The following is a 23,817-nucleotide window of genomic DNA, read 5'->3' as shown; positions in this document are numbered from 1 at the left end:
CTGCGGCGCGCAGCCCCAGTATACCGCCAGATCGCCACAGGGCTCGACAAGCCAACGCGCTGGTGTTAGAATCAGGCTGTTCGCTCGCCGAGCCCAGGAGGGCGCCATGGAACGCACCTTCTCGTTTGGCTACTGGCTGCGGCGCCGCCGCAAGGCGCTAGATCTGACCCAGGCCGCGCTGGCGGCGCAGGTGTTCTGCTCGCTCGATCTGATCCGCAAGCTCGAGGCCGATACGCGCCGGCCATCGCGCCAGCTCGCCGAGAAGCTGGCCGATGCGCTCGCGCTCGCCCCCGACGAGCACGCCGCGTTTGTGCAGGCCGCGCGCGCCGAGCACTCCGCCGACACGCTGCCGCTGGACTCGCAGCCTGTGCCAGCTGCCGCGCCCGCTTCCTCTAATCTGCCAACGCCGCTCACCAGCCTGATTGGCCGCGAGCACGACCTGGCTGCGGTGGTCGCGCGGCTGCGCCTGCCCAACACGCGCCTGCTGACCCTCACCGGCCCTGGCGGCGTCGGCAAGACGCGCCTGGCGCTCCAGGCGGCGGCCGAGCTGCGCGAGGCCTTTCTCGACGGCGTGTGGTTTGTCGACCTCGCGCCGATCCGCGATGCCGCGCGCGTCGGCGCGGCCATAGCCCAGGCGCTCAATCTCCACCCGCACGGGCTGCCGTCGGCCGAGCTGCTGAAGCTGAAGCAGTTCCTGCGCGATCGGCACGCGCTGCTGCTGCTCGATAACTTCGAGCAGGTGCTGGCGGCCGCGCCGCTGCTGGCCGAGCTGCTGGCGGCCGCGCCGCAGGTCAAGGCGATCGTGACCAGCCGGGCGGCGCTGCGCCTGCGCGGCGAGCAGCAGATCGCCGTCGAGCCGCTGGCGCTGCCCGACCCGGCCGCGCCGCTCGAAACGCTGGCGCGCGCGCCGGCGGTGGCGCTGTTCGTCGCGCGCGGGCGCGAGGCCAACCCCAGCCTTACGCTCAGCAAGGCCAACGCCCCGGCAGTCGCGGAGATCGTCACCCGGCTCGACGGCCTGCCGCTGGCGATCGAGCTGGCGGCGGCGCGCCTGCGGCTGTTCGCGCCCGACGCACTGCTGGCGCGGCTCGGCCACCATCTGGCGCTGCTGGGCGGCGGCGCGCGCGACCTGCCGGCGCGCCAGCAGACCATCCAGGCCACGATCGCCTGGAGCGAGGCGCTGCTGAGCGAGCCCGAGCGGCGGCTGTTCCGGCGGCTGGCGGTGTTCGTGGGCAGCTGCACCTTCGAGGCGGCTGCGGCGGTGTGCGAAGACCCGCAAGAAAACCCTGGCGAAACGTTGGCCGACGCGGCCACAGGGCTGATCGAGCACAGCCTGCTGCGCCGCGCCGATCAGCCCGACGGCACGCCGCGCTACGGCATGCTCGAGACCATTCGCGAGTACGCGCTGGATCAGCTGGAGGCCAGCGGCGAGGCGGCGGCGCTGCGCCACCGGCACGCCCACTACTACCTGGCGCGCGCCGAGCAGATACCCGATCAAGACGACCCGCTCTGGCTCGGGCACATGGGCCCCGAGTACGAGAACCTGCGCGCCGCATTTGAGTGGGCAATGACGCCAAGCGAAGAAGCCGAGATCGCCTTGCGGATCGCCAACGCCATGATTCCCTTCTGGTTCGACCGCGGCCTCTGGCAGAATGCCATCGAGACGCTGGGCCGCGCGCTACAGCACCCGAGCGGCCTGGGCCGCACGCCGGCGCACGCGAATGCCTGCTGCGAAATCGGGCAATTTCTCGGGCTGGTGGGCGAATATGCCGCGGCACAGCAGCACTACGAGGTGGCGCTCGCAATCAACAGCGAGCTTGGCAACGACTGGGCGTGCGCCTGGCTGCTCGGCCGGCTGGGCTGGGTCGCCCGCGAGCGCGGCGACAGCGCCTGCGCCAGGGCGCACTATCAAGCGAGCCTGGCGCGCTTCCGCGAGCTGGGACACCCCGGCGGCTGCGCCTGGACGCTCGTCAGCCTGGCGCAGGTGGCGATCCTCGACGAAGACCCGGCGCGCGCCGAGGCGCTGCTTGCCGAATGCCACGACGAGCGCCAAAAGACCGAAGACAAAGCGCTGATGGACGCCTGGAGCTTCAACCACGCCGGGCACGCGGCCCAGCTGCGCGGCGAGTTCGCGCGGGCCGAGCAGCTGCACCGGCAGGCCCTCGCGCTGTTCCAGACGTTTGGCGAGCAGAATGCCGGCATGCCCTGGACGTACCAGGGCCTGGGCGAGTGCGCGCTGGGGCGCGGCGACACCTCCGAGGCGGCGCGCTGGCTCGGGCAGGCGCTGCGCGTGAGCCACCAGCTCAACGACCGGGCCAGCACGGCGTGGGCGCTGGCCGGGCTGGGCGCTGCCGCCGCGCTCAACGAAGAGCCTGAGCTGGCGGCGCGGCTGTGGGGCGCCGCCGAGCAGCTGCGCCAGGCGATCGGCTGCCGCGCCGCGCCGGCCGCGCGCGCCACCCACGATCGCGCCATGGCGCTGGTGCGCTCGCAGCTGGGCGAGGCGGCATTTGCCGCTGCCTGGGCCGCCGGGCGCGCGCTCAGCGCCGAGCAGGCGATTGCAGCGGCGGGCCACCAGATCGCCGCCTAAGGCAGCCCGCCCGGCAGGAGCCAGCGTAGCAGCAGCCCTGCCGCGCCGCCGGCCAACACCAGCCAGGCCGAATTGATCTTGAAGCGAAACAGCAGCACAGCCGCAGCCGCCGCCAGCAGCGCCGTGGGCCAATCGACGACGGCCGCGCGCCCAAGCTCCCACAGCACGGCGGCCATCAGGCCAAGCGCTGCGACGTTCACGCCGTCGAGAAACCCGCCCATCCACGGCGAGCGGCGCAGCAGCGGAATGAGCGGGTTCACCGCCGCCACAAACACAAACGAGGGCAGGAAAATGCCAACCGTGGCCAGCGCCGCGCCAGGCGCGCCGGCCACGAGGTAGCCCACAAACGTAGCGGTGGTGAACACCGGGCCGGGCGTGAACTGGCCGATCGCGATCGCGTCGAGCAGCTGCTGGTCGCTCAGCCAGCCCAGCCGCACCACGAACTCGCTGCGCATGAACGCCAGCAGCACATAGCCGCTGCCATACAGCACCGCGCCGATCTTCAGAAAGCTCAAGAACAGCTGCGCCAGCGACACGGGCACGGCGGCCTGCGCAAGCCACGGCGCCGCGCCGATCGGCAGCAGCGCGGCCGCGCCGCGGCGGCCCAGCCGCGCGAAGTTGCGCGCCAGCATCACCAGCAGGCCGCTGCCAAACAGCAGCGCCAGCTCGTCGAAGCCCAGCAGGTAGAGCGCCAGCACCGCCAGGCCCAGCGCCGCCAGCCACGGCCCCTTCACGGCAGTTTTGGCCAGGCCCCACAGCGCCTGCAGCACAATCGCGATGATCACCGGCTTGATGCCGTAGAGCAGCCAGTTTGCCGCGGGCATGGCGCCAAACTCGGCATACGCCCACGCCAGCGCCAGCACCATCAGCGCGGCCGGCAGAATAAAGCACACGCCGCCGGCGATCATGCCGCGCCAGCCCGCGCGCACCTGGCCGACGTGGATCACCATCTCGGTTGAGTTGGGGCCGGGGATCAGGTTGGTGGCGCCCAGCAGATCAAGAAAGTGCGCGTCGTCCAGCCACTTCCGGCGCGTCACAACTTCGTCGCGCAGCATGGCGATGTGCGCTGCCGGCCCGCCAAACGCGGTGAAGCCAAGCCGCAGCGCCAGCCGCGCCACCTCGGCCACTGTGCCCGGCGGCACAGGCGGTTGCACCCGCTCTTGCATTGCAGGATTCCTTTAGGACTTACGCAGTTGCGCTGTTCGGCTTCCCGAAGCCGCGCATAGTGCCTGCGGCAGCACGGTACTTTGTGATCATCGTGTGTGCGGTTTTTCGGCGCGCGCGGAAACCGCACACCTCTACGGAATTCGGTACCGCTCTGCCGAAGGCTGAGCTCACCAACTGCGTAAGTCATATCCTTATCTAGCAGGGCTCACGCGAAGCCCTCCCGCGCGCGATCTTGGAGAGCGGTACGCCGCTTGCATGCATCATAGCATACCGCTCGGGTGCGACACTCGCTGTCACAACGGTGTGCTATACTCGCACATACGAGTTAGTAGAAAGAAGGAAGAGCCATGTGTGGACGCTACACGCTTGTTCAGGCCGAGCAAGTCGCCGAGCGCTTTCAGGCCGCCGAGGCGCAGCTGCCGCTGCTGCCGCGCTATAACGTGGCCCCCAGCCAGCTCATGCCAGTGGTGGTGCGCAACAGCCCCAACCGCCTGGTCGAGATGCAGTGGGGCCTCGTACCGGCGTGGTCGAAAGAGCCGCGCACGTCGTTCTCGACGATCAACGCCCGCGCCGAGACGATCGCAACCAGCGCGGTGTTTCGCGGCCCATTCAAAAGCCGGCGCTGCCTGGTGCCAGCCAGCGGGTTCTACGAGTGGCAGAAGCTCGAGAAGGGCAAGCAGCCCTTCTGCATCCGGCTGCGCGGTGGCGATCTGTTCGCCTTCGCCGGCCTGTACGACATCTGGCGCGACCGCGAGGGCAACGAGCTCTACAGCTATACGATCATCACTACGGCGCCGAATGAGCTGGTGGCGCCGATCCACAATCGCATGCCGGCGATCCTGCGGCGCGAGGATGAAGACGCTTGGCTGAGCAAAGATAGCGACGCGGCGCGGCTGATGGGGATGCTTGAAGCCTACCCCGCCGACGCGATGGAGGCGTACCCGGTATCGCGCGCGGTGAACAGCCCGGCCCACGATGGCGCCGAGCTGATGCAGCCTGCCGCGGCGTAGCAGCAACACCCACCTAGCTGGCCGCAACCACCAGCGCCGCGCCCGTAAGCGCGGGCAGCAGCAGCTCGCCATCGGCGCTCAGCTCAACCCCATCGCCGCTGGCCAAAGCCAGCGCGCAGCCGTGCGCCGCCAGGTCGCAGCGCTGAAGCGCCTCCCCGGTATTGAGCGCCACAATCACCGCGCCCGCGCCGGCGCCGCAGCGGTAGGCATACAGGCCGCTGGCGTCGTCGGCGAGCAGCGTGGCGCGCTCGCCACGCCACGCCAGGCTGTGGCGCCGGCGCAGCGCGATCAGCTGGCGGTAGAACGCCAGCAGCGCCTGGTCCTGCGCCGCGCCCCACAGCATCGGCAGCCGCGATTCCTCGGGGTGGCCGCCGCCGTCGGCGTAGCGCACGTCGCGCGCCTGCGAAAGCCCGACCTCGGTGCCGTAGTAGACGATCGGCGGGTGCGGCAGCGTGAACTGGCACAGCGCCGCCAGCCGCAGCCGGCGCACGTCGCCGCCCGCCGCCCACAGGAAGCGGTTCATGTCGTGGTTGTCGAGAAACGACGGCAGCGTGAAGTCGCCCGCGAAGAACGCCAGGTGCCGGCTCAGGAAGTCGTCGAATGCCACCGGCCCGATCGAGCCAAACACAAACAGCTGGCGCAGCGCCTGCATCAGCACAAAGTCGAGGCAGCCGTCTAGCCGGCCCAGGTAGGTTCGCTGCAGTACTGGCGTCTCGACCACCTCGCCAAGCGTGATGCTGTCGGGGCGAATGGCGCGGGTCGCGGCGCGAAACTGGCTCCAGAACGCGTGCGACGGCCCGTTGGCGTAGTCCAGCCGGAAGCCGTCGACACCCTGCGCCAGCCAGCCGCACGCGCTCTCGATCATGTACGCGCGCGCGGGCGGCGAGTCGCTGTCGATCTGCGGCATGTGCGCCACGCCGAAGAAGCTCAGGTAGTGCGCCGGCCAGCGCGTGAACGTGAACCAGCGCGCCGCCGCGCTCTCGGCGTCGGCCTGGGCCGCGCGAAAGGCCGGGTGCTCGCTCGAGATGTGGTTCGCAGCGTAGTCGAGGACGACGCGCAGGCCGCGGGCATGGGCGGCGTCGAGCAGGGCGCGCAGGTCGGCGGCGCTGCCCAGGCGCGGCTCGACCGCCTGGTAGTCGGTGGCATCGTAGCCGTGGTGCGAGGGGCTCGGGAAGATCGGCGAGAGCCACAGGCAGGTGGCGCCAAGCGCGGCGATATAGTCGAGCCGCTCGGTCAGGCCGCGCAGTGTGCCGCCGTAGAAGCCGTCGAGCGCGGCAGGGCTGGCGAAGGGGCGGCCGGGGTCGGGGGCGAAGCGATCGACAAACACCTGGTAGATCACGGCGTCGCGCAGCCAGGCGGGCACGGGCTCGGTGTCGACGTGGTAGGCGTAGCTGCCGGTGCGGCGCACCGGCCAGAGCGGCGGCTGCCCCGGCACCGCGAACAGCTCGGCGTCGAACGGCTCGGCGTGTGCCGGCTGCTCTCCGCCGATCACTCCGGCGATCTCGCTGGCCCAGTGCGACGCGTCGGCGCGCGCGAGCCAGGCCTCGAGGCGGTAGCGCACGAGCGTGCCGGCGGGCTGAGGTGGGATGGTGGCGGCCCAGGTTTCGACATAGCCCCACAGCAGGGTATCCCACTCGACGGCCGTGCGCGTGAGCGCGAGCGCCGTGCCGGTGGTGGCGACGCCGCGCGCGCCGGCGGGCTCGCTGCCGTCGGTGGTGTAGTAGCAGGCGGCGTGGTCGGCGGCGACGCGCGGGCCGATCGAGAGCGCGACGGTCACCGGCTCGCCAGGGCGCGGGTCGGGCGGGTCGATGCGCTGGGCGTGCGCGAGGCCCGCGCGCGCCGCGCGCAGCTGCGCCAGCCGCAGCGCGTCGGTGGCCTGCGTGCCGAAGACGAAATCGGCCGAAGGCGCGGGTGTTTGATCGATCACAAGAAGCTCCTTCTTACCGGCCGCCGGCGCGGCCCACGCGCGGCTGCTAGCCCTTCACGCCGCCAGCCGAAAGGCCCGACACGAGGCTGCGCTGGAGGTACAGGAACAAGATCACCACCGGCACCGAGACGATCAGCGACGAAGCCGCGAACCAGCCCCACGGCTGGCTGTAGGTATCTTGCAGGGCGAAAATGCCCACCGGGGCGGTATACTTGCTCTCGTCGAACAACAGCGTCTGCGCGAAGATATACTCATTCCAGCCCGCCAGGAAACCGAACAGCGCCGTCACCGCCAGCGAAGGGCGCGCCAGCGGCAGCATCACGCGCACAAACGCCTGGGTGGGGGTGCAGCCGTCGATCATCGCGGCCTCCTCGAGATCGACGGGGATGGTGTCGAAGTAGCCCTTGAGATTCCAGACATTGAAGACGATCGCGCCGGCGGCGTAGATCAGGATCAGGCCAAGGTGCGTGTTGGTAAGACCTAGCCGGTTCAGGATCAGGTAGAACGCGACGATCGACAGAAAGCCGGGGAACGCCTGGAGCGCCAGCATCCCGCCGAGCAGCAGGCCGCGGCCACGGAAGCGAAAGCGCGAGAGCGCGTAGGCGGCCGTCACGGTGATCAGCAGAGTGGCGGCGGTGGTCGAGAGCGCCACCTTGGTGCTGTTCCAGAGCCAGAGCGGCAGCTCGGTCTGCGTCAGCATATAGCGGTAGTTGTCGAGCGTGGCGTTCACCGGCAGCAGCTGCAGCTGGGTAGAATACAGCGTATTGCCGGGGCGGAGCGAGGCCTGCACCACGAAATAGATCGGGAACACCGAAAAGATCGTGCCAAGCAGCAGCGCCAGGTGCAGCAGCACCGCAGTGAGCGGGCGAGTGCGCGCGGTAATCATTCGTATACCCCCTTGGTCGCGTTCGTGACACGGATATACAGCGCGGTGATGCCCAGCAGGATAATAAACACCACGATCGCGAACGCCGACACCAGGCCGAAGCGCTGGGCGCCCTGGAAGCCCTGGTTGTAGGCCCACACCAGCAGCAGCTCGGTGGCGCCAGGCTGGCCGACGCGCTGCACCGGGCCGCCCTTGGTCATCAGCCAGACGGTGTTGAACATCTGGAACTGCGCGATCGCGCTCAGGATCACCGCCGGCAGCGCCACCGGGCGCAGCAGCGGCAGCGTAATGCTGAACAGCTGGCGCCACCAGCTGGCGCCGTCGATGCTGGCGGCCTCGTACATATCCGCCGGGATCGACTGCAGGCCGCCCAGCAGAATGAGCATAAAGAACGGGTAGCTCATCCACAGGTTCACGATCGTGATCGCCGCGAACGCGGTGCCGGCGTTCAGCAGCCAGTCGGGTGCGGCGATGCCGGCGGCGCGTAGGATCTGGTTGATCGGGCCGTACTGGCCGTGGAACAGGAACTTCCAGATCAGCGCGGTGATCCAGGTGGGCACCGCCCAGGGCAGGATCATCAGCGTGCGCCAGATCGCGCGGCCGCGAATGGCCGGGTGGTTGAGGATAAGCGCGAATGCCAGCCCGACGACAAAGAACAGCGCGACGCACACTGCAGCGTACAGCAGCGTCTTGGCGAGCACAATATAGAAATCGGATTGGGTCAGCAGCCGGGTGTAGTTGTCGAAGCCCACCAGCTTGTACTTGCCCTCGGCGAAGCGCGCCGGGCCGTTGCGGTTGGTGAACGACATGTACAGGTTATAGAAGATCGGCAGAACATTCACGATGACAATGCCGAGCAGCGCCGGCGTGAGGTAGGCTGCGGCGGTGAGCGTTTGCCGCTGGGTTCGGCCGCGCGCGCGCGCCGACGCCGGCGCGGGCTGTGCTGTTGTGAGTGGCTGAGCCATAGCATTCCTCCGGAGGTTGGCCGGCAGCCGCGAGCAGGTTGCCGCTGGCGGCTGCCGGTAGCCGGCCTACTTCAGATCCTGGGCCTTCTCGTTGAACAGCGCCGCGCCATCTTTGATCGCCTGCTCGGGCGGCGACGCGCCACTCCAGATCGCCTCGAGCGTCTTGGCGATCGGATCCCACATCGCGTCGATAAACTGGGTGTTCGGCAGCGCCACGCCGTTGGCCGCCTGGCCAATAAAGCCGGCGATAATCGGGTCGTCCTTCACCTGCTCCTGCGCGGCCTTGTTTGCCGGCACCTGCTTGTTCACCTTCGCGAGCGCGGCCTGCACATCGGCGCTGCCGTAGTACTTCATCAGCTCGACGGCGGCCTGCGGGTTTTTGGCGTTGGCCGCCAGCATCAGCAGCTTGACGCCGACAAACGGCTTGCCAGGCTGGCTCGAATTGCTCACTACCGGGATCTTCGCCAGGCCGACGTCGAGCCCGGCCTTCTGGTAGTCGGCAATCGCCCACGGGCCGTTCATAATGATCGCGGCCTTGCCCTCTTTGAACAGCGTGTCGGCCACGCCGTAGTCGATCTCTTTGGGCATGATCGTGCTGAAGCTTTTGATCAGATTCGCTGCCTGCAGGGCCTTGTCGCTGGCAAGCTCGGTGGTGCCGTCGGGGGTGACGAGCGTAACGCCCGAGCCCTGCCACCACGGCGCCGAGAAGTAGGCGTCTTTGGGGTTATACACGAACAGGTACTTGTCGGGGCCGTTGTAGGCCTTGGCTTTGGCCAGCAGGTCGTCGGTGCTCTTGGGCAGGTCGGCTTCTTTGATCAGCTTCTTGTTGTAGATAAAGGTGATCGCCTCGAGCGACTCGGGGATGCCGTAGACCTTGCCGTCGTAGATCATGGCCGCGCTGGCCACGTCGGTGAAGTTCTGCTTCAGGTAGTCGGCGGTGATGCCCAGGCTATCGACCGGCTGGATGGTGCCGCTGAGCGCGTTCTTGCCGATCTGGTCGTCGACCCAGCCGATCAGGTCGGGGCCTTGGCCGCTGGGCACGGCTACCTGCACCTTGTTGTTCAGGTCGGGCACGCGCAGCAGCGTGATCTTTACATTGTTCTTGCCGGCGTAGTCGGCGAAGGCTTTTTTGATCGCCTCGTAGTAGTCGCCCTGCCAGCCGTGCCAGATCACGATTTCGGTGCTGCCGCTGCCGAGCGCGTCGGGCGCGGGCGTTGGATCGGGCGCTTTGGTCGGCTCGGCCGCAGGCGCGGCGGTGGCCTCGGGCGCAGCGGTAGCCTCGGGCGCCTTGGTCGGCTCGGCTGCAGGCGCTTTGGTGGCCTCGGGCGCTTTGGTGGCCTCGGGCGCAGGCGCGGCGGCGGTTGGCGCGCTGGTGCTGCTGGCCTGGCCACAGGCGGCCAGCACGAATGCGAGAAGCACCAGCGCCGCGATCGGCTTCAGCGAAATACGTAGCATGTGTTGCTCCTTTGCATAGCGAGAATTTGTATCGACAAACGTTTCGGGTGGATCTGGTGCGTTTGTGCCTCCTTTCCTTGGCCGTAGCCGGCGCCGCAACATGGGTATGCCGTAGCCAGGCCGGTGCGCCGCCGGCCTGCGACTAGGCGGTGTTGCGCCAGGCTAGGGCGTGTCGTGGCCGAGCTGCTCTTGGAGCGAGGCGTTGAGCGTGCCGAGCAGGCTGCCGATGTAGGCGATATCGGTGTGGCGCAGCGCGCCGAGACGCAGCGCGATCGACTGGTCGTGGGCGGCCTGCGCCTGCGCGCGCCGCGCGACGCCGCTGGCCGTCAGGCGCACGCGCTGGGCACGCCGGTCGGTCGGGTCGGCGACGCGCTGCACCAGCCCTTGCTGCTCGAGCCGGTCGATCAGCCGCGTGACGGTGCTTTTATCGACAAGCAGCCGGCCCGCGATGTCGATCAGCCGGTGGCCTTCGAATGGATCCAGCGCGTTGAGCGTTGCGAGCTGGGTTGGCGTCAGGCCGTGGCGCGCCAGCAGCCGCCGGTCGCCGTCGTCGAGCAGCAGAAACGCCGCTTGTAGCCGGGTGTACAGGTCGCCGGTGCTCATGGCGCCTCCATTCGTTCGAGAAGCAGCCTGAAAAGACCTGGGCCGCTGTGCTTGCCCCGTAGGTTCGAAGATTCGTTGCGATGTATATAGTTGCAAGTAAATTAGTTGATGTAGCAACTATATACCTGGCCACGCGGTTTGTCAAGAGGGAATTTTCGGCGTCTTGTGGCGGCGTGTGCAGCGCGCACGCGTGGCACGCGAGTGGCTATAGCATTGGCGAGGAATACTGACGAGGTTGCGTATGCGAGCGCGCTGGGTCAACTTTTTTCGGCTGCTGCGCGAGGCCGCGCTGAAGTGGCAGGCCGACAACTGCCTGCGCCTGGGCGCGTCGCTCTCGTACTACACACTGTTTTCGCTCTTCCCGCTGATCCTGGTGGCGCTGGCGCTCATCCAGCTGCTGCTGTACAACTCCGACGCCGCGCGCGACGCCATTCTCGACGCCTTGGCGCGCGTGACCGGCGGCTTCCGCGACGAGTTTGTGCAGACGCTGCAGGCCGCGCAGCACACGCGCCGAGCCAGCGGCGTGCTTGGGGGCATATTCTTGCTGCTAGGCGCCTCGTGGGTGTTCGGCGAGCTTGTGAGCGCGTTCAATATCATCTGGGGGCTGCAGGCGCCCGACCGCGGCGGGCCGCTTCAATTCCTGCGTGCAACGATATTCTCGTTTGCGCTGGTGCTGGCCGCCGCGTTTCTGCTGCTGGTGTCGATGATCGTCAGCGCGCTGCTGACCGCGCTGGGCGGGCTTATGGCCCTGCTGCCGGGCGGTGTGCTGCTGTGGGCGCTGGCGCACGGGCTGATCAGCCTGCTGGTACTGGCGCTGGTCTTTGCGCTGCTGCTGAAGTACCTGCCGCAGACCGAGGTGGCCTGGCGCGATGTGTGGCTGGGCGCGGCGCTGACGGCAGTGCTGTGGACGCTGCTCCAGGCGGCGATTAGTTACTACATCGCCTGGAGCAGCTACAAGGAGTACGGCCTGGTCGGCGGAATTCTGGCGCTGATCGCCTGGGTGTACCTTTCGTCGCAGGTGCTATTTCTGGGCGGCGAGTTCACCTGCTGCTACGCTCGGCGCTATGGCAGCCGCCGCGCGGCCGCCGGCCTTACGCCACCGCCCGCGCCAGAAACGCGTCGTACGCGGTGATGAACTGCTCGGGAACCTCGAAGTAGGGCATCGCGCCAGTCTGGAACTCGGCGGTTGCCCAATTGCCGCGCGCCGCGTACTCGCGCAGCCGCCCGTAGTCGGTGAAGTCGCCGCGCACGCCGTGGGCCGCGAACACCGGCATCTCAAGCGCATCGTACACCCGGCTGATGTCGGCGCTGAACAGCAGGCCTGCAATAAACGCGTAGGGCGCGTGCTGCGCGCCGGGCTGGTGCGCCGTCAGGTAGTCGTACTCGAGCATCCCCTGGTCGACGGCCTCTTTCGATCCAAAGGTTTTTTCGAGGAAGTAGCGCTGGCTGGGGCGACTGACCAGGGCATCGTAGAAGGGCAAGCCCCACGGCGCGCGGTCGAACCCCGCCTTGACCGCCTGGTTGCCGCGCACGCTGCCGTCCGGGCCGTAGAGCCGGTCGTTCGCGCGCATGCCGGTGGGCGCAACCAGCGCGATGGTATCGAAGCGATGCGGGTTCTCGCTGGCGGCGCGCGCTAGAAACTCGCAGCCCAGCGAGAGCGCCAGCGCGTCGACCTCCTCGGCGCCGGTGTCGCGGTGGATCTGGTCGAGCATATCGAGGATCGCGTCGACATACAGCCGCGGCGAGTACTCGCGATCCGAGCGCTCGGAAAAGCCAAAGCCCGGCAGGTCGAGCGCGTACACCCGGCGGCTGTTGCGGTAGTGATCGTAGAGCGGGCGCACCTCGTAGGCCGAGGCGGCGGCGTTGATGCTATGGATCAGCAGCAGTGGCTCGCCCTGGCCGTCGGTGTAGTAGCTGAGCTTACCGGCGCGGCCGGCCAGCTCGCGGCGCTCGCCGACGAGCGCGTGCGGCAGCGCCATCGCGTGGTCGACGCCATAGTTGCTATAGGCGATGCCGGCGGCGGCGGCGGCCAGCGGCAGGCCGAGCAGCCCGCGCGTGATCGCGCGCCGGGCTCGGTTTGGTTTGCGTAACGTCATCTTCACACTCCTCGTCTATATAATCAGGTTTCGCTGTATCAACTTGCGTTCCACCATTCCTACCGCTAAGTACTACGTTGTAGATGCGCGATCGGGATGCGGGGCGCGGCCGGTATCAGCGAGGATGGCCAGTACCGCGCTGCCGGGGCAAAAAGCGCCGCGTAGCCTGTGTGAAAAAGGAGTGCGCTGATGGATCACGTTTCCCTTCCGGCGGATGCGCAGTCGCGCGAGCCGATCGTGGCGGCCTACACCGATCTTCTGGGCGGCTGGCGCGCGGCGCTGCGGGTGGTGCTGGCGCAGCAGCGCGCCGGCGACGCGGCGCAGCCGCCGGCCGAGACCGCGCTGGCGCTGGTGCAGGCGCGCGGCGAGATCGGCCGGATCAAGGCGCTGCTGCGCGGCTGGGGCGAAGTCGTCGCCGACCTGCCCGACGACCAGGAGATCGCCAACCCCGAGGATGTCGCCCAGCAGCTGCGCCTGCTCGACGCCTTCCGGCGGCGGCTGGCAGTTCAGCTGCGCCAGGCGGCCCAGTTCGCCGAGCGCGACCGCCCGCCGCACCTGGCGGCCGACATCGACGACGCGCGCGAGCATATCCGGCAGATCAAGGCCCAGCTGCACGCCTGGCAGGCGCCGGTTGCCGATACGGCCGAAGATGCTGGGTAGCCTTCGGCCCACGCGCGCACGCCTCTTGCTGTACAGCCCGTGCGGCAATTGGCTTCGGCCTGGCTGAAAAGGCGCAGTACCAGGGGCTACATCCCTCGCGCTCCCTTTTCAGACGGCCTCTTACGCGCGGGTGCTGGATGAACGACGAGCTGTTCGACGTGATTGTGGTGGGCGGCGGGCCGGCCGGCCTTTCGGCGGCGCTGTACCTGGCGCGCTACGATCGGCAGGTGCTGCTGTTCGACGCGGGGCAGGGCCGCTCGACGTGGCACCAGGTGAACTATAACTACCTTGGCTTCCCCGGTGGGGTTGCCGCGCGCGAGCTGCGCGCGCTGGGGCGCCGCCAGCTGGCCGAGTACGCGCAGGTGCACGTGCGCGAGCACAAGGTCGAATCCATCCGGCGCGCGCCCGGCGGCCTGTTCGTGGCCACAGCCCAGAATGGCGCCTGGCAGGCGCGCGCGCTGATCCTGGCGACCGGCGTGGTCGATCACTACCCGCACTTCGACGGCTGGGACGCCTACGTCGGCCGCAGCATGTTCTGGTGCATTACCTGCGACGGCTACGGCTGCAAGGGTGCGCGCGTGGTTGTGACGGGCAACACCGACGCCGCCGCAGCCGAGGCGCTGCAGCTCGGGCGCTTCGCCGGGCGCGTGACGCTGCTGACCGACAGCGCCGAGTGCGCGCTGAGCCCGAAGTTCCGCGAGCGCCTGGCGCGCGCCGGCATCGAGCTTGTGTGCGACAAGATCGCCACGGCGATCGGCAGCGACGGCCAGTTCGAGGCGCTGCGGACGCGCGGCGGGCGGCGGATCGCGCTTGACCAGCTGTTCTGCCAGCACGGCGCCACGCCGCAGACGCAGCTGGCCGCCGCGCTGGGCGTGCGGCTCAGCCATCGCGGCTATATCGAAACCGATGTCGAGCAGCAGACCAACGTGCCCGGCGTGTTCGCGGCCGGCGATGTCACGCGCTTGTTTGCCCACCAGGTCAGCACTGCCGTCCACGAAGGCGGCCAGGCCGCCTCGGCCGCGAACTACTTCCTGTACCCCGCAGACCTCAAAGACGACTAGCCGCGCCCGCGCCAAAGGGGTGCGCGAGAGGCTATGCCCCTCGTACTTCCCTTCTGGTGGGTGGCGGCCACAAATATGGCCGCCACCCACCAGAAAAAGTGATATTTGGCGGGACGAAGTCCCTCCAAACCACCCTTTTCAGACAGCTTCTAATAGCAGCAACCAACCTATGGTAGAATGCCAGCCGTATTCAGCAATACTATGGGTGGTGTTTGGTATGGTGCCGACCGATCTCTACCGGCTGCTGCAATGCCCCACCTGCGGCTCGCGCGACCTGCTGGTGCGCGACGCGGGAGTGCACTGCGCATCCTGCAACAACGACTACCCGAACCACGGCGGCTATATCGACCTGATGCCGCGCGCGGTTGAGTTCGGCTATGTCTCGAAGTATGTCTCCGAGGAAGAGCAGCTGGCCGAAGAGCTCGACTACCGCGAGCTGGCGCCGCCGCTGCTGGCCGCCGGCGTGCGCGACCGCGCGCTGGCGCGCCTGCTCGACTTTCGGGCCACCGACGTGGCGCTCGACAACGGCTGCGGCACCGCCAAGCACGCCGTCTGGAATGCCGGCAAGGTGCGCCTGATGATCGGCTCCGACCCGGCGACCATGTTTGCCGACGCGGCGGTGGAGCAGGTTGCGCTGGCCAAGGCCGACTCGCGCCGGCTGCCGTTTGCCGCGAACACGATCGACAAGGCCTTCTCGATCGACGTGCTCGAGCACTTCCCGCGCGACGTCATCGACGCCTACCTGGCCGAGACGGCGCGCGTGCTGCGGCCCGGCGGGCGGCTGTTCGTGTTCTCAAACACCAGCGACCCGTCGTCGCTGCAGCTGCTCACCGACGCAAGCCGCAAGCTCGGGCAGCTGTTCGTGCGCGCCGGCGTGTACGATTTCCAGCGCCAGGCCCGCCGCAAGTCCGACCACATCAAGGCGCTGCGCACCTGGGACGATGTGCTCGACGCCATGCGCGTGGCCGGCCTGCGCCCGGTGAAGATCGTGTTCTGGAACAGTGTGTTCACCAGCTTTGTCGAGCACGTGCTGATGAAGCTGGGCGAGGCGGTGTTAGGACGGAAGACCAACGACCAACGACCAACGACCAAAGATCTTGTGCCGACAGCTGCTTCGTCCTCTATCCTTGGTCTTTCGTCTGGCGACGGGACTGACCGCGAGATCCGCGCGCGCCAGCGCATGCGCGGCCGGCTCGAGCGCCGTGGCCCGGCCTACTACGCGCTGCTGGCCGTCACGCTAGTGATGGAGCTGGATCTGTGGCTGTTCGGCCGGCTGAAGTCGGGCAGCTACTTCATTGTGGTCGAGAAGCCGTAGAGCCGGCTGGCAAGCTCGTGGTAGGGCTCACCTGCCGCCTTGTAAGCTGCAAGCCCAGAACATATGCGACGACCCCGCAGCATAACCCTGGTCGGCGTTCTGCTGGTGCTCTACGGCCTGGCGCTGATGCTCACCGCCGGCCTGGTGACGCTGCTGGCGCTGTGGCCCGAGGCACTGCAGCTCAGCCAGGCCCAGGCGCTGAGCGTGCTCGACCAGATCAGCCGGCTCGATGTCGTGCTGCTGGGCGGGCAGGTGCTGATCGGCCTGATCATGCTCACCAGTGGGATCGGCCTGCTGCAGCTGCGCGGCTGGGCCTGGCTGATGGCGATCATCGGGCTGGGCGTGCACCTGCTGATCCTGCTGATCGACTACTGGCGCCACGACCCAATGTACTGGGCTATGCTGATCTCGGCTATGCTATGCTTTCTGCTGAACCTGCGCGAGGTGAAGCAGACGCTCGGCCTGATCGAAGACCCCAACGATAACACGCGCCTGCACGATACCTGGGAAGAGCCCGCCGATGCGCGCGAGCATCGTTCGCTGCTGCGCCGCCGCGGCTAGGCGCCGCCCTGGCCCGCGCAGCTAATATGAGTGCCGCTTTCGAGCCGACAACAGCGTATGGAGCAGATCAGCGAACACGAGATCGGCCTGCTGCGGCGCTTTGAGCCGGTGGCGTTCTTTACCAAAGGCGAGCAGTTCTTGCCAATGGACGCCAGCCGCTATATCGAGAGCTGCGCGCTGTGCGTCAAGCGGCCGAATGAGCCGGCGCGCGTGCTTGTGCCGCGCGGCAAGCTCACCGCCGAGCGGCTTACGCAGCCCTGGCCCGACGTGCCGGGGGCGATCTACTACCTGCACTTCGTCGACCCGCTGCCGCGCCGCGAGATCCAGCAGTTCTACCAGGCATCCACGCTGCGCGAGTTCCGGCCGGGGCGCGGCCGGCTGGCGCGCGTCGGCATCCTCTCGCGGCTTGGCGACCTGGTGTTCTCGGTGTCGCTGCTGCTGCGCGGCCGGGTGCCGGGCGGCTCGGCCGCCGCCGCCGCGCTGCGCTACCAGGCCCTGCAGTCGGCCGGCGATCAGCCGTGCTACTACGGCCGGGTGGTGCGCGAGCATGGCTACACCGTGCTGCAGTACTGGTTCTTCTACGCCTTCAACGACTGGCGCTCGTCGTTCAATGGCGTGAACGACCACGAGGGCGACTGGGAGCCGGTGATGGTGTACTTGGTGGAGGACGCCGACGGCAACGCCCGGCCCTGCTGGCTGGCCTACTCATCGCACGAGTTCCAGGGCGACGACATGCGCCGGCGCTGGGACGACCCCGACATCACCAAGATCGGCGAACATCCGGTGGTGTACGTGGCCGCCGGGGCGCACGCCAACTACTTCTTCCCCGGCGAGTACCTGCCCACCGCCGAGGTGCCGTTCAGCGCGCCGATCCTCCGGATCTGGCGGCGCGTGCGCATTTTCTGGCGCGAGCGGCTGCGCCAGGGCGGCGACCCGATCGAGTGGCGCGAGGCCGGCGCGGTGCGCATCCCGTTCGTCGACTACGCGCGCGGCGACGGCGCGCGCATTGGCGCGGGCCAGCCGCTGCAGTGGCAGATGCACCTGCTGCAATCCGCGCCCGGCCACCTGGCGCCGGCCTGGGTCGATGGCTTTCGCGGGCTGTGGGGCCTGCACACCGGCGACCCGCTCGAAGGCGAAGACGCGCCCGCGCGCCCCAAGTTCAACCGCGACGGCACGGTGAACAGCCTGTGGTACAACCCGGTGGGCTGGTGTGGCCTCGACAAAGTGCCGCCGCCGGGGCGCGCGCTCGACGCGCTGATCGCCCAGCGCCAGCGGCTGCTCGACGAGCAGGCCGAGCTGTCGGGGCAGATTGAGGCCAAGGTGGCGCTGGCGATCGGCCTGGAAGCCGAGATCGAGGCCATCCAGCACCTGCCGCACATGCGCCAGCGCACCGCCGAGCTGATCCGCCGCGCGCGCGCGGTGGCGGTTGAGTGCAACCGGCTGCGCGCGCGGCGCGCCACCAACGAGCAGTCGCTGGCCCAGTTCGCCGCCCGCGCCGCGCGGCTGGCCACCAACGACTTCGGCCCGCCGCGCGCGCACCTGCGCCTGCCGCAGCTGCCCACCAGCCCCGACGACATTCGCCTCGGCCGCTTCGCCGAGGTCTGGAGCGCGCTGAGCGTCGGGCTGCTGCTGATCACCACGATCATCATTGGCCTGATCTCGCGGCAGTGGTGGATCGGCCTGCTCTCGATGCTCGGCATTTTCGCGTTTCTCGAGGCGCTGTTCAAGCGGCGCGCGCAGAACTTCATCAGCAACTTCGTGGTTGGCCTGGCGCTGCTGACGATGCTGGTGCTGCTGATCGAGTTCTTCAAGCCGGTGATCGTGGTGCTGGCGCTGCTGACTGGCCTGCTGATTATTATCGACAACGCGCGCGAGCTGCGCACTTCATAGGTGACACGAGCTACATGGTGGGTTCGGGGGGCGGCGAAGCCGCCGACAAACTCCTTTAGATCGTGGCCACCGCGGTGGCCACGACCGGACAAAAAGGAGGGGTGATTTTGGAGGGCTTGCGCCCTCCAAGCCTCCCACGCAGGAGGACGCCGCGTTTCTCGTGTTGACACGAGCTATCGCGCTCTGCGCTCGGCTATAGGCGCCTGCAAGGAAGTATATGCGACCATTATATATTTCGCCCACCGGCCGCGGCGGCGTCGATTTTGGCATCCAGAATATTCTGCGCGCGGTGCGGCGCGCCGGCATGCCCGGCGCCGAGCTGCTGCGCCTGCCCGAGCTGTATAACTTCGCGCCTTGGCTGCTTGGGCGCGGCCTGCCCGCGCGCTGGTACGAGAACTTCGACATCGTGCAGGGCCGCTCGCGCGTGGCCTTCGCGCTGCGCGCACCCGGCCGCCCGCTCGTCACCACTGTGCATCACCTCACCACCGACCCCGACCTGCAGCCGTATTCGTCACTGCAGCAGCGCTTGTTCTACCGCCTGGTCGAGAGCCGCTACGACGGCTGGTCGATCCGCGCGGCCGACGCGGTGGTGTGCGTGTCGCGCTACACCCAGCGCCAGGTCGAGCAGACCTACGGCAAGCGCGACACGGTGCTGATCTACGATGGGATCGATACCGACGTGTTTGTGCCGACGCCCGGCATGGCTCGCCGCGACGACGGCCTGCCGCCGTGGCGCGACGCGCCGCGCGGCGAGCACATCCGGCTGCTGTTCGTCGGCAACCGCACCCGCCGCAAGGGCTTTGAGCTGCTGCCGAAGATCATGGAGCGGCTGCCGGCCAGCTACGTGCTGTTCTACACCGGCGGCTTTCAGGGCAGCGAGGCCGCCCCGCCGCACCCGCGCATGATCTCGATCGGCTCGCCCGACCGCGCCGGGCTGGTGGCGGCCTACCAGAGCTGCGATATCCTGCTGTTCCCCTCGCGCCTCGAGGGCTTCGGCATCGCCCCGGCCGAGGCGCTGCTGTGCGGCCGCCCCGTCGTCACCACCAATATCTCGGCGCTGCCCGAGGTTGTCGACGACGGGCTGAACGGCTTTTTGTGCGCGCGCGACGACGTTGCGGCCTACGCCGAGGCGGTGCGCCGGCTGGGCGAAGATGCCGGGCTGCGCCGGCGCTTTGGCGAGCACGGCCGCGCCAAGGTTGCGCAGGCGTTTGGCTACCAGCAGCTTGGCCAGGGCTTCGCGACGCTGTACCGGCGCCTGCTGCAGCGGTAGCGCGATGAACATTTTGTTATACGTTGGGCGTACCGGGGCGCCGCTACCTGGCGTTCATATACATAGAACAATCACGCAGCGGCAATTTCATTTGTAGCCGGCAACCAAAACTAAATCCGTCGGCCTTTATTGTATTAGCCGCTCCTCAATTTTTTCTGGCTGCCCCCACACGGGGCAGCCTTTTTTGTTGGCGCGCAGCCGGGCGGCGCTGCGCAGGCCGCCATGGTATAATCGTGGCCTATGAACAGCGACACACCTCTCTACGACGTGATTGTGGTCGGGGCTGGGCACGCCGGCTGCGAGGCCGCCGCCGCCGCCGCGCGCATGGGCTGCCGCACGCTGCTGCTGACGATCGACCTCGACAAGCTCGGCCACATGTCGTGCAACCCGTCGATCGGCGGGCCGGCCAAAGGCCACCTGGTGCGCGAGATCGACGCCATGGGCGGGCTGATGGCGCGCGTTACCGACGCGACGTATATTCAGATCCGGCTGCTGAACGAGAGCAAAGGCCCGGCGGTGCAGGCGCTGCGTGCCCAGTGCGATAAACGGCTGTACGCCAAGGTGCTGAAAGAGGCGCTCGAGCGCATTCCCAACCTCGATCTCAAGCAGGCCATGGTCGAGCGGATCATCCCAGGCGCCGGGAGCCAAGCGCCGGGGGCCGGCGACGATGCCGAGCGCTTTGCGGTGCTCACCCACACTGGCCGCCGCTACCGCGGGCGCGCGCTGGTGCTCACCACCGGCACGTTTCTGCGCGGCCGGGCGATCACCGGCGAGGCGATCTGGGGCGCCGGGCGCGCCGGCGAGGCCCCGGCGCTGGCGCTCGGGCAGGATCTGGCGGCGCTGGGCTTTCCGCTGGTGCGCCTGAAAACCGGCACGCCGCCACGGGTCGACGCGCGCACGATCGATTTCGGCCACACCGAGCTGCAGCCGGGCAGCGATGTGCCGCTGTGGTTTGGCCACTACTACGGGGAGACGATTGACGAAGGACAAACGACGAAGGAGAGGCCTGGCCCGGCACGGCCTTCGTCCTTCGTCGATGGCCTTTCGTCTCCTATCGCCCCCGCCTTTGTCGGCAAGCCCGCGCCTGTCTACCCGCACGCCCAGCCTGGCGGCTGGCGGCCGCAGCTGCCGTGCTACCTCGTGCACACCACGCCGGAGTTCCACGCGATTGTGCAGGCGAACCTCGGCCGCGCGCCCCTGTTCAGCGGCGTGATCGAGGGCGTAGGGCCGCGCTACTGCCCCAGCATTGAAGATAAAATCGTGCGCTTCGCCGACAAAGAGCGCCACGGCATGTTCCTCGAGCCCGAGGGCTGGAGCACCGCCGAGGTATATGTTCAGGGCTGCAACACCTCGCTGCCTGAAGACGTGCAGTGGCGCATGCTGCGCGCCATCCCGGCGCTGCGCCACGTCGAGATCACGCGCGCCGGCTACGCAATCGAGTACGACGCCGTGGCCACCGGCGAGATCGCGCCGGATCTGAGCGCCAAGCGCCTGCCCGGCCTGTTTCTGGCCGGCCAGATCAACGGCACCACCGGCTACGAGGAGGCCGCCGCGCAGGGTCTGGTTGCCGGCGTCAACGCCGCGCGCTTCGTGCGCGCCGCGCCGCCAATGATCCTGCGCCGCGACCAGGCGTATATCGGCGTGCTGATCGACGACCTGGTGACGAAAGCGATCCACGAGCCGTATCGTATGTTCACCTCGCGCGCCGAGCACCGCCTGCTGCTGCGCCACGACAACGCCGACCTGCGGCTCACGCCGCTGGCTGGCGAGCTGGGCCTGGTTGAGCCGGCACGCGTCGCCGCCGCCGAGCGCAAGCGCGAGCACGCCGAGGCGCTGCTGGCCGAGCTGCGCGGCCGCCGGGTGTTCCCCTCGGCCGCCGTCAATGCCACACTCGCGGCGCATGGCGTCGCGCCGCTCAGCGCCGAGATGACCGCCGAGGAGCTGCTGCGCCGGCCCGAGGTGCGCTACTCCCAGATCCGCCCGGCGCTCGGCCTGCCCGACGCGCCGCCCGACGTGGCTGAGCAGGCCGAGGTGCAGGCCAAGTACGGCGGCTACTTCGCCAAGCAGCAGCGCGAGGTCGAGCGCATGCGCAAGATGGAGTCGCGCCGTTTGCCGCCAGGCCTCGACTACGCCGCGATCCGTGGCCTGCGCAACGAGGCGCGCCAGGTGCTGGCGCGGTTCCAGCCGGCTACGCTTGGCCAGGCCGCCCGGCTTTCCGGCATCAACCCGGCCGACATCGCCGTGCTGCTGATCGCGATCGAGAAGCAGCAGCGCGTGGCCACGCCGCCGCCTGGCCACCCGCACGCCACATAGCGCGGTGCCGCCGGCGTTCATGCGGCCATACCAAATTCGGCTAATTACTTGCTGTATAGTGGGGGTTCGGGAGCTGCTTCGCCGCCCCCCGAAATTTTCTTTTTGAGATAGCCTGCCCGGCTTCGCCGTGCAGGCCATCTCAAAAAGAAAGAGAACAGAGCTAGTATTACATAGAAACGCATACCGGCGCAGGTTCGCGAAAACACTCGCGAACCTGCGTTGATTCTAGGGTACTTTCTGATTTGCCCGCCTGGTGCGTCGCCAGGCCCCAAACGAGTATGACATCGTTCTTCTGGATCGCCCAGGCCGCTAACGCAATCACGCTGACAGTCGCGCTCGCCGCGCTGCTGCTGGTGGTATGGCTCGGCCCGCGCCGCTGGACCAACCAGAGCTTCGCGCTGTTTCTAGTGGCGATAATCGTCTGGATGGGCTTCAGCATTGTGGCGCGCCTGCTGGTGAATGTGCCGCAGCTCGGCGGCAGCCCTGCCGCGCTGATGAACTGGGTGGCGCTTGGCTTCGCGCTTGTCGGCGTCACGCTGTTCTGGTTTATCGAAAGCTTCTACCCGATCGGGCGGCGCTGGCGGCTCGCCGCCAACCTGCTCGCGCTGGTGATCTACGCGCTGTTCGTGCTGCTGCTGATCGAGAACGCGGTGGTCACCGATGTGCGCCGCGGCGCTGATGGCGGGATCGATTTCGGCATCTCGCCGGCTGCCAGCGCGCTCTCGGCGTTCCACTACCTCTACGAAGGCGTGGCGCTGTATCTGCTGGCGCGCAACGCCGCCTGGCGCAGCCACCGCCCGCTGCTGATTGGCGCGCTGATTGTGGTGGCCACCACCGTTGCGGCGCTGCTCAGCCCGGCGATCGCGGTGCAGACGTACACGATCGCGATCGGCACGCTGTTTATGGCCTACGAGGTCGTGCGCCAGCAGCTGTTCAACCCGCTCATTCAGCTCAACCAGCACCTCGAGACCGAGGTCGGCCGGCGTACCGCCGAGCTGGCGCGCTCGCTTGAGGCCCAGGAGCGCGTGCGCAGCGAGCTGGCGGCGGCGCGCACCATCCAGCTTAGCCTTCTGCCCCACGCCACGCCAACCCTGCCGAACATCGAGGTGGCCGGCAGCTCGCTGCCTGCGAAAGAGGTTGGCGGCGACTTTTTCGCCTACCACACCTTCGCCGATGGCCGCCTGGGCGTGGCGGTGGGCGACGTCAGCGGTAAGGGCATCCCGGCCGCGCTGCTGATGGCGCTCGCGCTCAACACATTCGAGACGCTTGTCGATACCTACGACGACCAGGGCGACCTGCTGAGCGCCTGCAATCTCAGCCTGGCCCCGCGCATGATGCAGAGCCGCCAGAATGCCGCGTTTCTTAGCGTGGTGCTCGACGGGCACGGCTACGAGGCGCGGATCGCCAACGCCGGCCTGGTCGCGCCGCTGCTGTGGCGCGCCGGGCAGGTGCGCTACATCGAGAGCTTTGGCCTGCCGCTTGGCGCGATGCATACCGCCAGCTACGCCCAGCAGGTGCTGGCGCTGCGCCCCGGCGATTGCCTGCTGCTGGTGAGCGACGGCATTGTTGAGGCCATGAACGCCGAGCGCGAGCTGTGGGGCTTTGAGCGGCTCGAGTCGGCCTTCGCCGCCAGCGGCTGCGCCGCGCCTACCAGTGTGGTCGAATCCATCCTCGCGGCGGCGCGCGGCTTCATGGGCGCCATGCCACCCCACGACGACATGACCATCGTGGCGCTGCGCGTCTGCGAGTAGCACCCCGGATACCTCCCCCCATCCCAATCAAGCCAGCTTGCGAAACAACACCGCTTATGCGGTTTGGAAGCGGCGTAGCCGTCCCCAGAAAACACTCTTGTGGCCGAGACAGACCGCCGTTTGCGCGGTGGGGCCTGGGGGCGGCTGCGTTCCCCCAGAAAACACTCTTGTGGCCGAGCCAGATCGCCGTTTGCACGGTGGGGCCTGGGTGCGGCTGCGCTCCCCCAGAAAACACTCTTGTGGCCGAGCCAGATCGCCGTTTGCGCGGTGGGGGCCTGGGGGCGGCTGCGCCGCCCCCAGAAA

18 protein-coding genes are annotated in these 23,817 nt (G+C 68.3%); 11 read left to right on the top strand and 7 right to left on the bottom strand.

The window, feature by feature from the left end:
• Positions 1 to 106: 106 nt before the first annotated feature.
• A complete protein-coding gene (locus U0177_RS09755; protein ID WP_409570429.1) occupies positions 107 to 2,584 on the top strand; it encodes an ATP-binding protein in 2,478 nt (825 codons plus the stop codon).
• Here U0177_RS09755 and chrA read toward each other — a convergent pair.
• Positions 2,581 to 3,750 (bottom strand): chromate efflux transporter, encoded by a 1,170-nt coding sequence (gene chrA / locus U0177_RS09750; RefSeq protein WP_409570428.1) that lies wholly within the window; start codon positions 3,748 to 3,750, stop codon positions 2,581 to 2,583. The genes U0177_RS09755 and chrA overlap by 4 nt on opposite strands.
• Positions 3,751 to 4,098: 348 nt before the next feature.
• On the opposite strand from chrA, the gene U0177_RS09745 reads away from it, so the two are divergent.
• Positions 4,099 to 4,761: an SOS response-associated peptidase gene (locus U0177_RS09745; RefSeq protein WP_409570427.1), complete on the top strand. Its 663-nt coding sequence runs from the start codon at positions 4,099 to 4,101 to the stop codon at positions 4,759 to 4,761.
• A 13-nt stretch (positions 4,762 to 4,774) separates the two neighbouring features.
• On the opposite strand, the gene U0177_RS09740 is transcribed toward U0177_RS09745, so the two are convergent.
• The 5 genes from U0177_RS09740 to U0177_RS09720 form a co-directional block, all read right to left on the bottom strand.
• Entirely contained in the window at positions 4,775 to 6,688 is a 1,914-nt protein-coding gene (locus tag U0177_RS09740) for an alpha-amylase family glycosyl hydrolase (protein WP_409570426.1), read from the bottom strand.
• Positions 6,689 to 6,734: 46 nt separating this feature from the next.
• Entirely contained in the window at positions 6,735 to 7,574 is an 840-nt protein-coding gene (locus U0177_RS09735) for a sugar ABC transporter permease (RefSeq protein ID WP_409570425.1), read from the bottom strand.
• A complete protein-coding gene (locus U0177_RS09730; protein ID WP_409570424.1) occupies positions 7,571 to 8,539 on the bottom strand; it encodes a carbohydrate ABC transporter permease in 969 nt (322 codons plus the stop codon). The genes U0177_RS09735 and U0177_RS09730 overlap by 4 nt, the downstream gene beginning before the upstream one ends.
• Before the next feature lie 66 nt (positions 8,540 to 8,605).
• Positions 8,606 to 9,994, bottom strand: coding sequence for an extracellular solute-binding protein (locus U0177_RS09725; protein WP_409570423.1), 1,389 nt, complete (start codon positions 9,992 to 9,994; stop codon positions 8,606 to 8,608).
• Positions 9,995 to 10,156: 162 nt separating this feature from the next.
• On the bottom strand, positions 10,157 to 10,597 hold the full coding sequence (locus tag U0177_RS09720) for a MarR family winged helix-turn-helix transcriptional regulator (protein ID WP_409570422.1): 441 nt from the start codon (positions 10,595 to 10,597) through the stop codon (positions 10,157 to 10,159).
• A 241-nt stretch (positions 10,598 to 10,838) separates the two neighbouring features.
• On the opposite strand from U0177_RS09720, the gene U0177_RS09715 reads away from it, so the two are divergent.
• On the top strand, positions 10,839 to 11,729 hold the full coding sequence (locus U0177_RS09715) for a YihY/virulence factor BrkB family protein (RefSeq protein WP_409570421.1): 891 nt from the start codon (positions 10,839 to 10,841) through the stop codon (positions 11,727 to 11,729).
• Here U0177_RS09715 and U0177_RS09710 read toward each other — a convergent pair.
• Entirely contained in the window at positions 11,689 to 12,693 is a 1,005-nt protein-coding gene (locus tag U0177_RS09710) for an alpha/beta fold hydrolase (RefSeq protein ID WP_409570420.1), read from the bottom strand. The genes U0177_RS09715 and U0177_RS09710 overlap by 41 nt on opposite strands.
• A gap of 189 nt (positions 12,694 to 12,882) precedes the next feature.
• On the opposite strand from U0177_RS09710, the gene U0177_RS09705 reads away from it, so the two are divergent.
• The 8 genes from U0177_RS09705 (at position 12,883) to U0177_RS09670 (ending at position 23,514) form a co-directional block, all read left to right on the top strand.
• Positions 12,883 to 13,353 (top strand): hypothetical protein, encoded by a 471-nt coding sequence (locus U0177_RS09705; RefSeq protein ID WP_409570419.1) that lies wholly within the window; start codon positions 12,883 to 12,885, stop codon positions 13,351 to 13,353.
• A gap of 137 nt (positions 13,354 to 13,490) precedes the next feature.
• Positions 13,491 to 14,414, top strand: a complete 924-nt coding sequence (locus U0177_RS09700) for an NAD(P)/FAD-dependent oxidoreductase (protein WP_409570418.1) — start codon at positions 13,491 to 13,493, stop codon at positions 14,412 to 14,414.
• A gap of 217 nt (positions 14,415 to 14,631) precedes the next feature.
• A complete protein-coding gene (locus U0177_RS09695; RefSeq protein ID WP_409570417.1) occupies positions 14,632 to 15,729 on the top strand; it encodes a class I SAM-dependent methyltransferase in 1,098 nt (365 codons plus the stop codon).
• Between the two features lie 63 nt (positions 15,730 to 15,792).
• Entirely contained in the window at positions 15,793 to 16,290 is a 498-nt protein-coding gene (locus U0177_RS09690; RefSeq protein WP_409570416.1) for a hypothetical protein, read from the top strand.
• 57 nt (positions 16,291 to 16,347) lie between these two features.
• The gene (locus U0177_RS09685; RefSeq protein WP_409570415.1) at positions 16,348 to 18,180 is read left to right on the top strand and encodes a hypothetical protein; all 1,833 of its coding nucleotides are present in this window, start codon (positions 16,348 to 16,350) and stop codon (positions 18,178 to 18,180) included.
• Positions 18,181 to 18,397: 217 nt separating this feature from the next.
• Positions 18,398 to 19,450, top strand: coding sequence for a glycosyltransferase family 4 protein (locus U0177_RS09680; RefSeq protein ID WP_409570414.1), 1,053 nt, complete (start codon positions 18,398 to 18,400; stop codon positions 19,448 to 19,450).
• A gap of 240 nt (positions 19,451 to 19,690) precedes the next feature.
• Positions 19,691 to 21,763, top strand: coding sequence for a tRNA uridine-5-carboxymethylaminomethyl modification enzyme MnmG/GidA (locus tag U0177_RS09675; RefSeq protein WP_409570413.1), 2,073 nt, complete (start codon positions 19,691 to 19,693; stop codon positions 21,761 to 21,763).
• A gap of 278 nt (positions 21,764 to 22,041) precedes the next feature.
• On the top strand, positions 22,042 to 23,514 hold the full coding sequence (locus tag U0177_RS09670) for a PP2C family protein-serine/threonine phosphatase (RefSeq protein ID WP_409570412.1): 1,473 nt from the start codon (positions 22,042 to 22,044) through the stop codon (positions 23,512 to 23,514).
• The last annotated feature ends 303 nt before the right edge of the window (positions 23,515 to 23,817 follow it).

Origin of the sequence: Kouleothrix sp. (assembly GCF_046328425.1) — a bacterium.
Classification (GTDB): Bacteria; Chloroflexota; Chloroflexia; order Chloroflexales; family Roseiflexaceae; genus Kouleothrix.
The sequence above is the reverse complement of the archived record's forward strand: the minus strand, read 5'-3'. Positions and strand labels throughout refer to the sequence as shown.

Excerpts from the sequence above, each read along its gene's own strand:
- U0177_RS09695 (WP_409570417.1), top strand. The coding sequence starts at position 14,632 with ATGGTGCCGACCGATCTCTACCGGCTGCTGCAATGCCCCACCTGCGGC.
- U0177_RS09675 (WP_409570413.1), top strand. The coding sequence starts at position 19,691 with ATGAACAGCGACACACCTCTCTACGACGTGATTGTGGTCGGGGCTGGG.
- U0177_RS09725 (WP_409570423.1), bottom strand. The coding sequence starts at position 9,994 with ATGCTACGTATTTCGCTGAAGCCGATCGCGGCGCTGGTGCTTCTCGCA.
- U0177_RS09690 (WP_409570416.1), top strand. The coding sequence starts at position 15,793 with ATGCGACGACCCCGCAGCATAACCCTGGTCGGCGTTCTGCTGGTGCTC.
- U0177_RS09720 (WP_409570422.1), bottom strand. The coding sequence starts at position 10,597 with ATGAGCACCGGCGACCTGTACACCCGGCTACAAGCGGCGTTTCTGCTG.
- chrA (WP_409570428.1), bottom strand. The coding sequence starts at position 3,750 with ATGCAAGAGCGGGTGCAACCGCCTGTGCCGCCGGGCACAGTGGCCGAG.
- U0177_RS09755 (WP_409570429.1), top strand. The coding sequence starts at position 107 with ATGGAACGCACCTTCTCGTTTGGCTACTGGCTGCGGCGCCGCCGCAAG.
- U0177_RS09670 (WP_409570412.1), top strand. The coding sequence starts at position 22,042 with ATGACATCGTTCTTCTGGATCGCCCAGGCCGCTAACGCAATCACGCTG.
- U0177_RS09705 (WP_409570419.1), top strand. The coding sequence starts at position 12,883 with ATGGATCACGTTTCCCTTCCGGCGGATGCGCAGTCGCGCGAGCCGATC.
- U0177_RS09710 (WP_409570420.1), bottom strand. The coding sequence starts at position 12,693 with ATGACGTTACGCAAACCAAACCGAGCCCGGCGCGCGATCACGCGCGGG.
- U0177_RS09715 (WP_409570421.1), top strand. The coding sequence starts at position 10,839 with ATGCGAGCGCGCTGGGTCAACTTTTTTCGGCTGCTGCGCGAGGCCGCG.
- U0177_RS09735 (WP_409570425.1), bottom strand. The coding sequence starts at position 7,574 with ATGATTACCGCGCGCACTCGCCCGCTCACTGCGGTGCTGCTGCACCTG.
- U0177_RS09745 (WP_409570427.1), top strand. The coding sequence starts at position 4,099 with ATGTGTGGACGCTACACGCTTGTTCAGGCCGAGCAAGTCGCCGAGCGC.
- U0177_RS09685 (WP_409570415.1), top strand. The coding sequence starts at position 16,348 with ATGGAGCAGATCAGCGAACACGAGATCGGCCTGCTGCGGCGCTTTGAG.
- U0177_RS09730 (WP_409570424.1), bottom strand. The coding sequence starts at position 8,539 with ATGGCTCAGCCACTCACAACAGCACAGCCCGCGCCGGCGTCGGCGCGC.
- U0177_RS09700 (WP_409570418.1), top strand. The coding sequence starts at position 13,491 with ATGAACGACGAGCTGTTCGACGTGATTGTGGTGGGCGGCGGGCCGGCC.
- U0177_RS09680 (WP_409570414.1), top strand. The coding sequence starts at position 18,398 with ATGCGACCATTATATATTTCGCCCACCGGCCGCGGCGGCGTCGATTTT.